This is a genomic window from Duganella vulcania, from assembly GCF_009857655.1.
Lineage (GTDB): Bacteria > Pseudomonadota > Gammaproteobacteria > Burkholderiales > Burkholderiaceae_D > Rugamonas > Rugamonas vulcania.
On record NZ_WWCX01000080.1, the window covers coordinates 15747 to 29067 of the forward strand.

Here is a 13321-nt window from a genome sequence, read left to right on the forward strand (position 1 = left end):
TCTAATCGGCCTGCTGATGCAAGCGTGCGCGCATGGCCTCGCCGATCATCACCAGCACCGGGCCGGTGGGCATGCCCAGGCCCTGCGACAAGGCGGCGATGTCCATGCGGTGGATGCGCTGGTCGGCGCGGCTCACGTTCTCGATCACCACCACCGGCGTATCGGGCTTGCGGCCATGCGCCAGCAGGCGTTCGGCGGTGGCGATGGCCTCGCGGCCACCCATGTACTGCACCAGCGTGTCCGTGTTGGGGATCGCATCGAGCTCCGTGTGCTCCGGCGCGGTGGACGAGGTGAAGAACGCCACGCTGCGCGCCACGCCGCGCTTGGTCAGCGGCTGTCTGGCCGCCGCCGCCGCCGCGACCGCCGTGGTCACCCCCGGGACGATCTCGACCTCGATGCCGGCTTCCTCCAGCGCGCGCAGCTCCTCGTCGGCGCGGCCGAACAGCATCGGATCGCCGCCCTTCAAGCGCACCACCAGCCCGGCGCGTCGGGCGCAGTCGAGCAGGTGCTGGTTGATGATCTGCTGCGCCACCGAGCGCTGGCCGCTGCGCTTGCCGACCGCGATCAGCTCCGCCTGCGGACACAGTTCCAGCATCTCCGGCGTCACCAGCGCGTCGTGCAGCACGATGTCGGCCTGCGCCAGCAGCCGCGCGCCGCGCACGGTGATCAGGTCCTGGGCGCCGGGGCCGGCGCCGATCAAATACACTTTCCCTGCCATTCTGCTTCTTTCGTTGACTGCCTGCGCTCAGCTTTCGCCGGCCTGGTGGAATACCAAGTCCTCCACCCGCTTGCCGTCGCGCAGGTGGTCGTTCACGATGCGGTCCATATTATCGGAAGTGACGTTGTAGTACCAAGTCCCGTCCGGTTGCACGCAGACGATAGGCCCGCCCTTGCAGGCGGCGAAGCAGCTCACACGGCTGCGCTTGACGCGCAACTCGCCCTCATTCAGCCCGGCCTCCTTGAGCTTTCCGCCCAGGCTGTCGAACAAGGCCTGCGACGCGCCATCCTCGCTGCAGCGCGGGCCGGTGCACACCAGCAGGTGGCGGTGGTAGTTGCCGATCTTCGGCTTGACGATGGCGTCGGTCATGCTTCGCTCTCCTCGACAGCGGGCGCCTCGGCTTCCCACGGTTCCTCCAGCGTGGCGCGGATGTAGTCGGCCGGCAGGCGATGCCGCGCGGCCAACTGCTCGATGCTGTCGCCGGCCGCGTGTTCCGCCTGCAGCGTGTCCAGCCAGCCCAGCAGGCCGGTGGACAGCGAACGGCCAGCGCGTTCGCCGTCGCGGGTGGCGCCGCCTTCCTCCATGTCGTACTTGTTGGCGTAGCCGCGCGGCGTGACCATCAGGCCGTGGCGCACGAAGGTGTTGCTGTTGCCGATCAGGACGGTGCTGAGCATGCCGATGTCGGCGTCGGCCATGCAGTCCAGCGTGGTGAAGACGATATTCTGGCGGCGGCGGTAGCCGCTCTTGACGATCGCCACCGGCGTATCGGCGCGGCGATGGCGCAGGAACAGGCGCTGCGCCTCGACGATCTGGCGCGTGCGGCGGCCACTCTTCGGGTTGTACAGCGCGACCACGAAATCGGCCATCGCCACCGCGTCCAGCCGGCGCGCGATGGTCGGCCATGGCGTCAGCAGGTCCGACAGCGAGATGGCGCAGAAGTCATGCGTCAGCGGCGCGCCGACCAGCGCGGCGCAGCTGTTGAGCGCCGAGGCGCCGGGGATGATCTCGACCTGCACCGCGTCGTCGGGCGTCCAGCCGGCCTGGAAAAGCACCTCGTAGGTCGGCCCGGCCATGCCGTAGACGCCCGCGTCGCCCGACGAGATCAGTGCCACCTTCTTGCCGGCGCGCGCCGCCTCGAGCGCGCTGACGGCGCGGTCCAGCTCCTCGGTCATGGATTTGCGGATGATCTCCTTGCCCTCGATCAGATCGGCCACCAGCTTGATGTAGGTGACGTAGCCGATCACCACGTCGGCTTCGGCGATGGCGTCGCGCGCCCGTTGCGTCATGTGCTCCACGCTGCCGGGGCCTATCCCGACCAGCATGATCTTGCCTGCGCTAGTTTCATTCATGGTTCTATCCTTGCGATGGAGACGGTGGCGTTGCGGCCATCTGCGCCTTTGTGTTTGTGTTTTTCGACGACCAGCGCGGTCATCGGCGTACCGGGTCCGGCGGCCAGCAACGCCGCCGCCTCGCTCACCGACGGCGTGCCGGTGTAGTGCCGCACGGTCTCCGACGGATGCGGCACTTCCACCGCCGCCAGTTCATGCGCTTCATAAAAATGCAGCGGCCAGCCGTGCTCCTGCGCCAGCGCCAACAAGGCCGCTTCGTCCTTCTTCAGCGTGATGCTGGCGGCGGCCACCACCTGCGCCGGCTGCGCGCCCGCAGCGGCCAGCGCGTCGCGCACCGCCTCGCGCACGGTGTCCAGCGCCACGCCACGGTCGCAGCCCAGGCCCATGGCGAACCGCGTCATGCCACGGCTTCCTGCGGCGGGCGGTAGACCACCAGCCGTTCGTTGAGCGCATCCCAGCGTTCGGCCGGCACCTCGGCGTGCGTGACCCACAGCAGGGCCGCATAGCGGTCCAGCGGCACCTCGTCGAAGCGCGCGAAGCGGTGGATGTTTTCGGGCAGCGGGGTGGGACGCGTCCACCAGTCCGCGCTGCCGGCTTCCTGCACGAAGGCGATCGGCTCGCCGTTGACCACGTGCGCGGATACGCGGGTGATGTTGATCTTCGGCGCCTCCACCTTCCAGCCGAGGTGGCGTCCGAGGATGTCGACCGGGATGGTGCGGCCGACGTCGGACGCGGTGGTCAGCACCGGCGCGGCGCCCAGCAGATCGGCCACGCGCTCGCTCCACTCGTTGGCGCCGCCGACGTGGCCGGACAGCACGGGGATCACGTACTGGCCGGCGTCGTCGACCACGATGATGCCTGGGTCCTTGTCCTTGCTGCGCAGGTGAGGCGCGATCAGCCGCACCACGGCGCCCAGCGAGACGAAGAAGATGATCTGGTCATAGCCGGCAAACAGCGGGCCGATTTCGTCGCGCAGCGCGCCGTCGTAGGCGCGTACGGTGTTGGAGGCTTCCGCGAACGTGGCGGCGAATTTGGCCGAGGTGCAGATGTCCGCCTCCGGCAGGTCGGCGGCCAGGCGCGCGGCTTGTGCCGCGCCGTGTTTGGTGATGGCGACCAGGCATACGCGCGGGGCGGCCTGGTTGGTGGTGGTCGCTGTGGTCATGCGGTCTCCGTCAGAGGTTGAGGGCTTTCCTTTTTAAGGCAGCCCTTGATGCGTTCACCGCGTATGCGGTGCGTGTGTTTGACGATCAGCAGCGACAGGTAGCTGACCTTGGTGCCGCGCAGCGCCAGGATGTCGCTGCCGCTGAAGCGGCGTTCGTCCGGCGCGCCGACACGTTCGATGAAGTGCGCGCCGTCCAGCAGCTCGCGCCGTTCCAGCCAGTCGATCAGCTCATCCATCAGCGGCTTCACCTTCATCAGCACCAGCGTGTCGAAGTCGGGCAGCAGGCGATCCACCGCGCTCACGCCGTAGGCGGCGGGCACGATGGCGACCGTGTCGTCCTGCTCCGCGAACGGCACGGGAACCTGCGCGCAGGCGGCGGTGAAGGCGTTGACGCCGGCGATGATCCGCACCGGCACCTGTTCATCCATCGCCCGCACGGTGCGCGCCAGGTGGCCGAAGGTGGCGTAGGTGCTGGCGTCGCCCTCCACCAGGAACAGCACGTCGCGGCCGGCGCGCAGCCAGGGCAGCACGGTGTCTGCGGCCTTGAGCCATGCGCGGCCCAATTTCTCGCCGTCGTGCGTCATCGGGAACAGCAGCTGCGTGTGCTGATCCGGTGGTGGCACGCCGGCGCGCTGCACGATGTCGAACGCGTAGCTGGGCGTCTTGCCGCTGCGGGCGGGGTAGACCCAGATGGTGTCGCGCCGCTGCAATGCGTCCCAAGCGGCGCGCGTGATCAGGCCGGGATCGCCGGGGCCGAGCGAGATGCCCCACAGGGTGCCGGGTGCGGTCATGTCATTCATCGGCGGCCACCTTCGCGTCGGTGCGGCGGGCGCAGACGATCCACACCGGATTTTCAGCGGCCATGCGGTGCATGTGCAGAATCGGCTTGCTGCGGGCGGCTTGCAGTTGCAGCACGTCCCACTCCACGCCTGCCAGCGCCTGCAGCGTGGCAGTGGCGGTGGCGAGGTTTTCCAGCGTGACGAAGTTCATCACCAGCGTGCCGCGCGGGCGCAGGCGGGCGATCACGCCGGCTATCAGGCCGGCCAATTCGCCGCCCGAGCCGCCGATGAAGACCGCGTCGGGATCGGGCCACGCATCCAGTCCTTCCGGCGCCTTGCCGAGGTACAGGCTGTAGTTGCTGACGCCGAAGGCCGCGTGGTTCTGTCCCGCGATGGCGAAATCCGCTTCGTTCTTTTCGGTCGCGTAGACGTGGCCTTGCGTGCATAGACGCGCCGCTTCCAGGCCCACCGACCCCGAGCCGGCGCCGATGTCCCATACCACGCTGTCGGCCCGCAGTTGCAGGCGCGCCAGGCTGACCGCGCGTACCTCCTGCTTGGTGATCAGGCCTTTCTCCGGCTGCCGCTGCACGAACTCCGCATCGGCAAGGCCGAATCGCACCGGCTGTGCCGCCGGCGTTACGCGCCACAGCAGGACCACGTTCAGCGCGGCGAAGCGCATGCCGGCGGCTTGCTGTGGCGTGAGTTCGGCCAGCACGCGCTCCTCGGGCTGCAGAAGGTTCTCTGCTACCGCCATCAGGAAATCGTCGCCCAGGCCTTCGGCCAGCAGCAGGCGCGCGATGCGGTCGGGGCTATTGTCAGGGCTGGTCAGCACCAGCAGGCGCGCATGCTGGCGCGTCGCCTGGGCCAGCGCGTACAAGCCGTGGCCAGGGACGCTGCCGCGCTGCCATTCGCCGGCGTCGCGCGCGTGCACGGAGACGATGCGCGCATCCTGCCACGCCAGTCCGATGCGCGCACACGCCAGCTGCAGCGTCGACAGGTTGGGCAGGATGTCCAGCGCCTCCACGCACAGGTGCTGCGCCAGATACGGTGCGATGCCGTGGCACAGCGGATCGCCGGTCGCCAGCACCACGCAGGACAGGTTGTCGGCCCGCGCGGAACGCACCCATTCCGGCACTTCCTTCAGTTTTCCGGTGAGGTCGTGGCGCATGGCGCCGGGCTTGAACTCACGCTCCAGCAGGGCCAGCGTGCGTGCGCCGCCGATCAATACGTCCGCGCTGCGCAGCAGGGCCAGCGCGGTGGGACTCAGGCTGGCGATGCCGTCATCGAGTACGCCGATCACGCGGCAGGGGTTGGGGTCTTGTGTATGCATGCTTATGCTTCCGGTAGATGATCGATGCCGATGCGGCCAGCGCTGGCGGGACGTTCGTGCGGTTCGGCAGGAGCCGACAACACGTCGGCCACTTGCACGCCGCTGAAGTCGCACACCAGCACGCGCAGCTGGAATGCGTGCCCGTAGCGGTCCGGCGCGGTCAGGGTGTCGATGGCCGCTTGCGCCAGCGCGTGGTGGAAGGCGTCGCCGAGGCCGCGCTCCACCATCAGCTCCGCGCCGAAGCGCGCGGTTTCGGCGGCGGCCATGGCGGCGCAGTCTTCCGGCGTGGCGCCGATACGGCGCGCCACCTCGGCCACCAGGTCGGTATCGACTTCGCTGCGGTTGGCGTGGGTGATGGTTTCGCCCTGCGCGATCTTGGTCAGCTTGCCCACCATGACGCACAGCACCACCAGTTCTATGCCCTGCGCCACCACTTCATCCAGCGCATAGCGCAGGAAGTCGCCCATCTGCACGAAGCAGGCCGCCGGCAGTTCGGGGCGTTCCGCGCGCAGTGCCGTCATGGCGAAGGTTTCGGTGCGGCCGCCGGTGGTCAGCGCCACGATGCCATGGCCTGCTGTGGCGGCGACCTGTATGCCCTGCACCACGCTGGCACGCCAGGCGGCGGTCGAATAGGGTTTGACGATGCCGGTGGTGCCGAGGATGCTGATGCCGCCCAGGATGCCCAGGCGGGCGTTGGTGGTCTTCTTCGCCATCACCTGGCCATCCGGCACGCTGATGGTCACTTCGATGCCGTGCACCGCCAGCAGCTCCGGCGCGGCTTCGCGCAGGTTGTCGGCGATGTTCTTGCGTGGCGCGGGGTTGATCGCCGGCCCGCCCACTTCGAGGCCCAGGCCTTTCATCGTTACCGTGCCGACGCCATCGCCAGCCACGTACGACACCACGCCGGCCTGGCCGGGCAGCAGGCGCAGGTCGACCGTCATGTGGGCGCCGTCGGTGCAATCTGGGTCGTCGCCGGCGAATTTGACGACCATGGCATGCGCGCGGCCTGGCTCGCAGCGGCCGTCGTGAATGGCGAACACCACGCGGCTGCCGTTGGGCAGCAGACTCTCGATTTCTTCCGGCACCCGTCCGTGGACGAGGCCCAGCACCGCGGCACGTGCCGCGGCCGCGGAGCAGGCGCCGGTGGTGAAACCGGTGCGGGTGCCACGTTCGGCAGCCGCTTTCTCCTTCATGCCATCGCCTTTTGACGTGCTTCGGCCAAGGCCAGCAGCGCGTGCAGCGTGGCCACCACCAGCGTGGAGCCGCCTTTGCGGCCACGGATGACGATCCATGGCACGTCGCCGACTTCGGCCATCAAGTCCTTGGATTCAGCGGCGGAGACGAAGCCCACCGGCATGCCGACCACCAGCGCCGGGCGCACGCCTTCCTCGCGGATCAGGCGCACCAGCTCGATCAGCGCGGTGGGTGCGTTGCCGATGCCGACAATGGCCTTGTCCAGCAAGCCCAGTCGATGTGCCTTGCGCATGGCTTGCACTGCGCGCGTGGTGTCTTCCTTTTGTGCGGTCGCGATAACGTCGGCGTCGCTGATGAACTGGTGGGTCTTCATGCCGAAGTGCGCGAGGCGCGGCTGCGACAGGCCGGAGCAGATCATCTCCACGTCCGCCACGACCGGCGCGCCGCCGGCCAGCATGGCGTTGATGCCGGCTTCCACGGCGTCCGCATGGAAGGCGGTCAGGCCGTTGAAGTCGAAGTCCGCGTTGGCGTGGATCATGCGGCGGACGATGGGCCATTGGCCTTCGGTGTACCCGTGCGGGCCGGCTTCGGCGTCGATGATGGCGAAGCTGTCATGCTCGATCACCTGGCCGGCGCGGGTCAGCTGTTCGGTAACGGTGTTCACGGTGCTCATGCCGGCTGCGCCTCCGCGTGGTCGTGATGCGGATGCACGTGAACCTCGTGCGTGTGCGCGTGCGAGTGCCCGTGGCCCAGGTCATGCGCGATCTCGCGGTAGCTGCAACCGTCGCAGGGCAGGCGGCTGTCCGGCACGCCGGCGCGCAGGTCTTCCACACGCTGGTCCATCAGCTCGAAGATCTCGTTCTCGAAGCCGAAATGCTCGGAGCAGGCGAAACGCACCTGGGGATACTGGCCGCGCAGATGCTCCACCTGGCGGTGTATGCGCTGCATCAGGGTGCCGGTGTACAGGTAGTAGGGCAGCACCACGATCTGGCGCATGCCCAGCATGACCTGGCGCTGCACCACTTTCTCAAGGCGCGGCCAGGTGATGCCGGTGAAGGCCAGGTCGACCAGCTCATGATCGCCTTCCTCCAGCAGCCAGCGGGCCATCTTGGCCATCTCGCCGTTGGCGCCGCGATCGGACGAGCCGCGTCCCAGCACCACCACGCCGGTGCTGGTTGGATCGGGCATGTCCAGCGCGTTCATGGCCTTGCGCAGGCGGCGTTTGAGGATCTTTAGAATCGGATCGCAGGCGGTGAGGTGCGGCGCCAGCAGGATCTCCGTCTGCGGGCAGGCGAGGCGCGCATGCTCGATCGCTTCCGGTATCTCCATCTTGACGTGGCCGGCCGCGTTCAGGATCAGCGGCACCACCAGCACGCGACGCGAACTGCGCGCGGCGTCCAGCAGCGCGGCGTTCATCTCCGGCGGCGCGAATTCGATGAAGCACAACTCGATGCGCCAATCCGGGCGGCGTGCGCGCCACTGGCTGGTGAATTCACGGATCTCCTGGTTGCCGGAATCCTCGCGGGAACCATGGCCGACAATCAGGATTGTGTCCTTGCTTACTGGGTTCATGCGCTCGCCTTTCTGAAACGATGGGTAAATGTAGGGTCATATAATTTGGAGCGCGCCAGCGTCTCCCAATGCAGCGCGCCCAAGGTGGGGCTGGCGACGATCATCGCCTGGCTGGCGATGCCGGCCTCCCGGCAGCGCTGCTTGATGTCGGCCAGCGTGCCGCGTACGATCTTCTGTTCGCCGGGCCAGCTGGCCTTGTGCACCACCAGCATCGGCGCATCCTCGGCCCAGCCGGCGGCGCGCAGCGCGGTTTCCACCTTGTGCATCAGCGTGATCGACAGGAAGATGCACAGCGTGGTGCGGTGCGCGGCCAGGCTGGCGAGGTCTTCGCCTTCCGGCATCGGCGTGCGGCCTTCTACGCGGGTGAGGATCACGGTCTGCGTCACCTCGGGCAGCGTCATGGATTCTCCGGCCGCCGCCATCGATGCCATGGCGGACGATACGCCCGGCACCACGGACCATTCGATGCCTGCTTCGCCGAGCGGGCGCGCCAGTTCGATCAGCGCGCCGTACAAAGCGGGATCGCCGGTTTGCAGGCGCACCACGGTGGCGTGGATGCGTGCCTGCTCGATCAGCCATGCGGTCATTTCTTCCAGCGTCATGTCTTTCGAATCGCGGATGGCGCAGCCGGGCGGCGCGTACAGCGTGACGGCGCGGTCCACCAGTGAGCCTGCGAACAGCACGGCGCCCGCCTGCGACAGCAGCCTCTGGCCTTTGACGGTGATCAGTTCCGGGTCGCCAGGGCCTGCGCCCACGAACCAGATTTTGCCGAGAGATGTCATGCGGTGATTACTCCTGAATGTTTTTGTGTGCGCAGCGTGTCGAGCAAGGCGTCGACGCTGCGCGGTGCGGGGCCGGCGGGCAGCACGCCCAGATCGACCAGCTCCGCGTGCAGCGCCAGCGCGGCCGGTGGACGCTGGCCGGCGGCATGCAGCACGTCCGCCTGCGCGCACAGTGTCGGCGCCGGGCCGGAGGCGATGCAGCGGCCGCCCGCCATCACGTGGATGTCGTCGGCCCAGCGGAAGGCGAAGTCGATGTCGTGCGTGGACAGCAGCACGGTGACGCCGCGCGCGGCCAGTTGGTCGAGTAGGGCGGCGAGTTCGGTTTGCATGGGCGCGTCGAGGCCGGCCATGGGTTCGTCCAGCAGCAGCACGTCCGGTTGCATCGCCAGCACGCCGGCGATGCAGACGCGCTTCTTCTGGCCGAAGCTCAGTTGATGCACGGCGCGGCGCGCGTGGCCGCTCAAGCCCACCGCATCCAATGCGGCAGACACGCGGGCGCGCACCTCGTCCGCGTCCAGCCCGAGGTTGAGCGGGCCGAATGAGACGTCCTCCTCGACCAGCGCCGAGAACAGCTGGCGGTCCGGGTTCTGGAACACCAGCCCCACGCGGCTGCGCAGCGCGGTGAGTCCGGACCGGCTGTAGTCGAAGGGCTGGCCGTCGATGCGCAGCTGGCCGGCGGTGGGGCGCAGCAGGCCGTTCAGATGCTGCAGCACGGTGGTCTTGCCCGCGCCGTTCGCGCCCAGCAGCGCGTAGCGGCGGCCACGGTGCAGCGTCAGGCTGCAATCGTGCAGGCCCTTGCTGCCGTCCGGGTAGACGTGGGCGACGGCTTGCAGTTCCAGTATCGGGGAATTCACAGGCGGTCTCCCACGGCCAGCGTCACCAGCAGCGCGCCGGCCAGCGCGGCCACCATGCACTGGCGGCGCGCCTGCGGGTAGACCACCGGCAGGAAGCGCAGCGGGCCCTGGCAGACGCGCGCGTCCGCCGCCATTTGCAGCGCTGCGGCACGCTGCCACACTTGCACCGCCATCTGCCCGGCCAGCAGGCCGGTTGAACGCCAGGCCTGGCGCCAGCCGCGATAGCCGAGGCGCGCGCTTTGCGCGGTCACGCCTTCGTCCCACGCCTGGCGCAGCACGAACAGCATGCGATAGCACAGCACCATCATGTCGAGCAGCAGTTCCGGCATGCGCAGGCGGCGCATGAGCGCGAGCAGGCCGGGCATCGGTGTGCTGAGCACCAGCCCTGACAGCGCGGCCAGCATGGCCAGCGAACGCAATGCGGTGTGGACGACGACGGGCAGCATGGCGCCGGACCAGCGCCAGTCGCCTTGCGCGTCCGGACCGAACAGCATGGCCGCGCAGGAGATCAGCAGGAAGCCGAGCGGCGGCAGCACGGTGGCGGCGTAGGCGCGCAGTGGGACGCGTGCACCGGCCAGGGCGGCCAGCACGAGCACCGCCGTCAGCGCGGTCAGCGCATAAGGACTGCGCGCCACCCAGGCCGCGACCACGCCGGCCAGCGCAAACAGCGCCTTGGCCGACGGCGCCACATCGCGCCAGCGGCTGGCGTACGCGGTCGATTCAATCAGCACGGCGGTCCTGTGGGGATGCGGCCTCGCGGCGCGCGCGTTCGCGTGCCACGGACATGCCGAGCCAGTAGCCGATCACGCCGGCGCCGATGGCCGCCTGCAGCGCGAACAGCAGCGACGCGATTTCCTCGCTGGCCGGCTCGAACACGGGCGTGAACCACGGCTTGTAACCGGGAGCGATAGCGACTATGGCCTGCTGCGCGCGATTGTCCGCGCCAGTGAAGATGGCCGGCGCTTCGCCGCCGGGCGCCGCCGGTGGCGCTGTCGCCAGCCACAAAGGCAACACCGTCAACAGGACCAGCGCCAGGCAGACCAGCCAGGTACGGGCCTTCATGCGCCACCCTTGCGCGCACCGAGCGTCATCACGGGCAGCGCGCGCAGCTCGTGCGCGTTGAAGCGAACCATCGCGTTCACCACCAATAGCGTCAGCAGGCCTTCGCTGATGGCGATGGGTACCTGCGTCAGCGCGAAGATGCCGGCGAACTTGAAGAACGAAACGCTAAAGCCGCCGACAGCGGCGGGAAACGCCAGCGCCAGTTGGATCGAGGTGGTCACATACGTGGCCAGGTCGCCCAGGCACGCGGCCAGGAACACCGCCGGCGAGCGCGAGAAGCCCAGCGCCGACGCCGCGCGCAGCACGCCGTACGATACGAATGGGCCGACAATCGCCATCGAGAACACATTCGCGCCCAGCGTCGTCAGGCCGCCGTGCGCCATCAGCAGCGCCTGGAACATCAGCACCACGAAGCCCACCGGCACCATCGCGGCGGGGCCGAACAAGGCGGCGCCCAGGCCCACGCCGGTCGGATGCGAACAACTGCCCGTGACCGACGGCAGCTTCAGGGCGGACAGCAGGAACGCGAACGCCGCCGCCACGCCGAGCAGCATGCGCCGCTCGGGATGCGATTGCAGGTCACGGCCGATGGAGCGCAAGCCCCAGGCCAGGAAAGGCAAGGAAACGGCTGCCCAGCCGAGCGCGTGCGCCGGAGGCAAAAAGCCTTCCATGATATGCATTCGAAACCTCCCGTCGAATGGTTTTTACGGACACCATGCGGGAGATGAAAGACGGTCGACGGGCGGCACGGGACGTGCGCAAACGATCGATAGCGAATTCCCGTCACCCCGCGGAGATGATGCTGATTTTTTTGGGCCGGTATTCTGGCTGGCCTTCGTCCTTCTCCGTGTCTTCCCGCGGTTTAATGCAGTGACGTGATGACGGAGTCGTCTGGCTTACAGCAGCGGGGGCTGCACCGGAATGGCCGCGTGTTTCAGCGGCTTCACCGGTTTCCCGTTTAACGAGCGCTCCGAGGAGACGCTCGCACCCAAGCATTGATCTTACACTAACGTTGCGCAAGTTGCCAACACCGCAGGCTGTGACCGCCGCGCCACAGGCGCCGGTCCCCTGGAGACATTCGCTTGCCCTGGCGAGACAGCGGCGGGACGATGACATACCGGCGGTGCTTCCGGGCTAATATGAATCGTTTGCCAACACAAAAACATCCATCTTGCAGATCCACTGATCGGAGACATCCCATGTCGTACACCCGCTTTCACAAGAAGTCGCTGCCTACGCTGCTGTCCTCGCTGTTCCTGCTCGCTGCCGCGGACCACGCGGCGGCCAGCACCCTGAACCAGAACGTTTCCTGGACCATCGACCGGCCCGGGACCTCCACCGTCTACCGCGTGGTGGCCTACGGCGACTCGATCTTCGCCGGCTACAACGGCTCCGTCACCAGCGCCGCCAAGTACTCGGCGCCGACGGTGGACGCGGAATACCTGTCCGCGCTGTGGAACGTCGACATCGAGAGCGTGCGCCGCACCAAGTCCGGCGCGGTGGCGTCGGACGTGTACAACAACAAGATCGTGGCCGAGCGTTCGTATATGCAAGCGAGTAACACCCGCGTGGTGGCCTTCGAGATGTGCGGCAATGACGGCCTGCAGGCCCGCACCGCCTTCAAGAGCCAGACCGGCACCTGCGACGACAGCGTGCTGACCGCGGCCGAAAGCAGCTGCAAGACCTATGTCGAGGCGGCGATGAACTACATCAACGCCAACGCCTATTCCGGCGTCAAGCTCAAGCTGGTGTCGAACCTGCATTACCCCGGCTACGACGCCGACAACGTGCAGAGCTCGTGCAAGGATGCGTCCACCGGCAAGACCGTGAACATGCAGGACAAGTTCCTGCCGTCGCTGGCCAGGATCAACTTCTCGATGTGCGACCTGGCGCGGCAGAAGGGCTTCGCCTGCGCGGACAACTTCGCGCAGTACATGGGCGCCGACTACGACAGCAACGGCGACGGCAAGATCGACTCCGACGCGCTGCGCTACGTCGCCGGCGAGAGCCAGTCCAGCTATGTCACGCGCATCACCACCACGCTGCGCTCGACGCTGCGCGACGCCAATGCGCACTTTGTATCGTCCGGCAGCAGCTACGACTACATCCAGTCCGACGATACCCATCCGACCTATTCCGGAAGCACCGTCACGGCCGGCCTGTTCGGCGGCAGCTCCGGCTCGGGCGCGCCGCGCTACACGTCCTTCTCGGCCGGCAAGAACCCGATCTGGAATCAGTACGGCCACGAGCGGATGGGCTGGGCGGTGTCGACCTACAACGTCGCCACGCCTTGATGCGTGGGTAAGCCGATCCCTTGGACAAGCCTCCCGAGCGGCCCCAGTCCGGCAACGAGAAGCCGGGCGCCTGGCGTCCGCGCGCCGGCTTTCTGGCCGTGGCGCTGGTGCTGGCCGTGATCGCTTGCGGCGTGCTGGTGTATCTGGTCACTTCGCCAGATCCCGGCATCGCCGCCGGTGGTGCGCCGGCGCCGGTTGCGGCCGGCGTGGCGCCGGCCGCCGGGC

Annotated in this window: 16 protein-coding genes, 1 pseudogene and 1 riboswitch; of the genes and pseudogenes, 2 read left to right on the forward strand and 15 right to left on the reverse strand. The window is 68.0% G+C overall.

What is annotated here, in order from left to right; translation table 11 throughout:
- Window position 1 precedes the first annotated feature (1 nt).
- From cobA to GTP90_RS27630, 15 genes are read right to left on the reverse strand one after another with little or no spacing between them, the layout of a single operon-like run.
- Entirely contained in the window at window positions 2-718 is a 717-nt protein-coding gene (gene cobA / locus GTP90_RS27560) for a uroporphyrinogen-III C-methyltransferase (protein ID WP_161086505.1), read from the reverse strand.
- A 27-nt stretch (window positions 719-745) separates the two neighbouring features.
- Window positions 746-1087, reverse strand: coding sequence for a (2Fe-2S) ferredoxin domain-containing protein (locus tag GTP90_RS27565; RefSeq protein ID WP_161086506.1), 342 nt, complete (start codon window positions 1085-1087; stop codon window positions 746-748).
- Window positions 1084-2067 (reverse strand): precorrin-3B C(17)-methyltransferase, encoded by a 984-nt coding sequence (gene cobJ / locus GTP90_RS27570; protein WP_161086507.1) that lies wholly within the window; start codon window positions 2065-2067, stop codon window positions 1084-1086. Before cobJ ends, GTP90_RS27565 begins: the two co-directional genes overlap by 4 nt.
- Window positions 2064-2468: a cobalamin biosynthesis protein gene (locus GTP90_RS27575; RefSeq protein WP_161086508.1), complete on the reverse strand. Its 405-nt coding sequence runs from the start codon at window positions 2466-2468 to the stop codon at window positions 2064-2066. The genes cobJ and GTP90_RS27575 overlap by 4 nt, the downstream gene beginning before the upstream one ends.
- Complete coding sequence (locus GTP90_RS27580; RefSeq protein WP_161086509.1) at window positions 2465-3229, reverse strand: cobalamin biosynthesis central domain-containing protein; 765 nt, start codon at window positions 3227-3229, stop codon at window positions 2465-2467. The genes GTP90_RS27575 and GTP90_RS27580 overlap by 4 nt, the downstream gene beginning before the upstream one ends.
- The gene (gene cobI, locus GTP90_RS27585; protein ID WP_161086521.1) at window positions 3226-4020 is read right to left on the reverse strand and encodes a precorrin-2 C(20)-methyltransferase; all 795 of its coding nucleotides are present in this window, start codon (window positions 4018-4020) and stop codon (window positions 3226-3228) included. The genes GTP90_RS27580 and cobI overlap by 4 nt, the downstream gene beginning before the upstream one ends.
- A 1-nt stretch (window position 4021) precedes the next feature.
- On the reverse strand, window positions 4022-5338 hold the full coding sequence (gene cbiE, locus GTP90_RS27590) for a precorrin-6y C5,15-methyltransferase (decarboxylating) subunit CbiE (RefSeq protein WP_161086510.1): 1317 nt from the start codon (window positions 5336-5338) through the stop codon (window positions 4022-4024).
- A 2-nt stretch (window positions 5339-5340) separates the two neighbouring features.
- Window positions 5341-6531 carry a cobalt-precorrin-5B (C(1))-methyltransferase gene (locus GTP90_RS27595; RefSeq protein WP_161086511.1) on the reverse strand — a complete coding sequence of 397 codons (1191 nt, stop codon included), beginning with the start codon at window positions 6529-6531 and terminating at the stop codon, window positions 5341-5343.
- Window positions 6528-7205, reverse strand: a complete 678-nt coding sequence (locus GTP90_RS27600; protein ID WP_161086512.1) for a precorrin-8X methylmutase — start codon at window positions 7203-7205, stop codon at window positions 6528-6530. Before GTP90_RS27600 ends, GTP90_RS27595 begins: the two co-directional genes overlap by 4 nt.
- Window positions 7202-8104 carry a sirohydrochlorin chelatase gene (locus GTP90_RS27605; protein WP_161086513.1) on the reverse strand — a complete coding sequence of 301 codons (903 nt, stop codon included), beginning with the start codon at window positions 8102-8104 and terminating at the stop codon, window positions 7202-7204. The genes GTP90_RS27600 and GTP90_RS27605 overlap by 4 nt, the downstream gene beginning before the upstream one ends.
- On the reverse strand, window positions 8101-8886 hold the full coding sequence (gene cobM / locus GTP90_RS27610; RefSeq protein WP_161086514.1) for a precorrin-4 C(11)-methyltransferase: 786 nt from the start codon (window positions 8884-8886) through the stop codon (window positions 8101-8103). Before cobM ends, GTP90_RS27605 begins: the two co-directional genes overlap by 4 nt.
- The gene (locus GTP90_RS27615; RefSeq protein WP_161086515.1) at window positions 8883-9740 is read right to left on the reverse strand and encodes an energy-coupling factor ABC transporter ATP-binding protein; all 858 of its coding nucleotides are present in this window, start codon (window positions 9738-9740) and stop codon (window positions 8883-8885) included. The genes cobM and GTP90_RS27615 overlap by 4 nt, the downstream gene beginning before the upstream one ends.
- A complete protein-coding gene (gene cbiQ / locus GTP90_RS27620) occupies window positions 9737-10471 on the reverse strand; it encodes a cobalt ECF transporter T component CbiQ (RefSeq protein ID WP_161086516.1) in 735 nt (244 codons plus the stop codon). The genes GTP90_RS27615 and cbiQ overlap by 4 nt, the downstream gene beginning before the upstream one ends.
- Window positions 10461-10802: an energy-coupling factor ABC transporter substrate-binding protein gene (locus tag GTP90_RS27625; protein ID WP_161086517.1), complete on the reverse strand. Its 342-nt coding sequence runs from the start codon at window positions 10800-10802 to the stop codon at window positions 10461-10463. The genes cbiQ and GTP90_RS27625 overlap by 11 nt, the downstream gene beginning before the upstream one ends.
- Window positions 10799-11482: an energy-coupling factor ABC transporter permease gene (locus GTP90_RS27630; RefSeq protein WP_117012524.1), complete on the reverse strand. Its 684-nt coding sequence runs from the start codon at window positions 11480-11482 to the stop codon at window positions 10799-10801. The genes GTP90_RS27625 and GTP90_RS27630 overlap by 4 nt, the downstream gene beginning before the upstream one ends.
- Before the next feature lie 117 nt (window positions 11483-11599).
- A riboswitch (cobalamin riboswitch) is annotated at window positions 11600-11809 on the reverse strand.
- Between the two features lie 192 nt (window positions 11810-12001).
- On the opposite strand from GTP90_RS27630, the gene GTP90_RS27635 reads away from it, so the two are divergent.
- Together GTP90_RS27635 and GTP90_RS27640 are read left to right on the forward strand one after the other, a co-directional pair.
- Window positions 12002-13096 (forward strand): SGNH/GDSL hydrolase family protein, encoded by a 1095-nt coding sequence (locus GTP90_RS27635; protein ID WP_161086518.1) that lies wholly within the window; start codon window positions 12002-12004, stop codon window positions 13094-13096.
- A 20-nt stretch (window positions 13097-13116) separates the two neighbouring features.
- Window positions 13117-13321: pseudogene (locus GTP90_RS27640) on the forward strand (hypothetical protein); the annotation flags it as partial.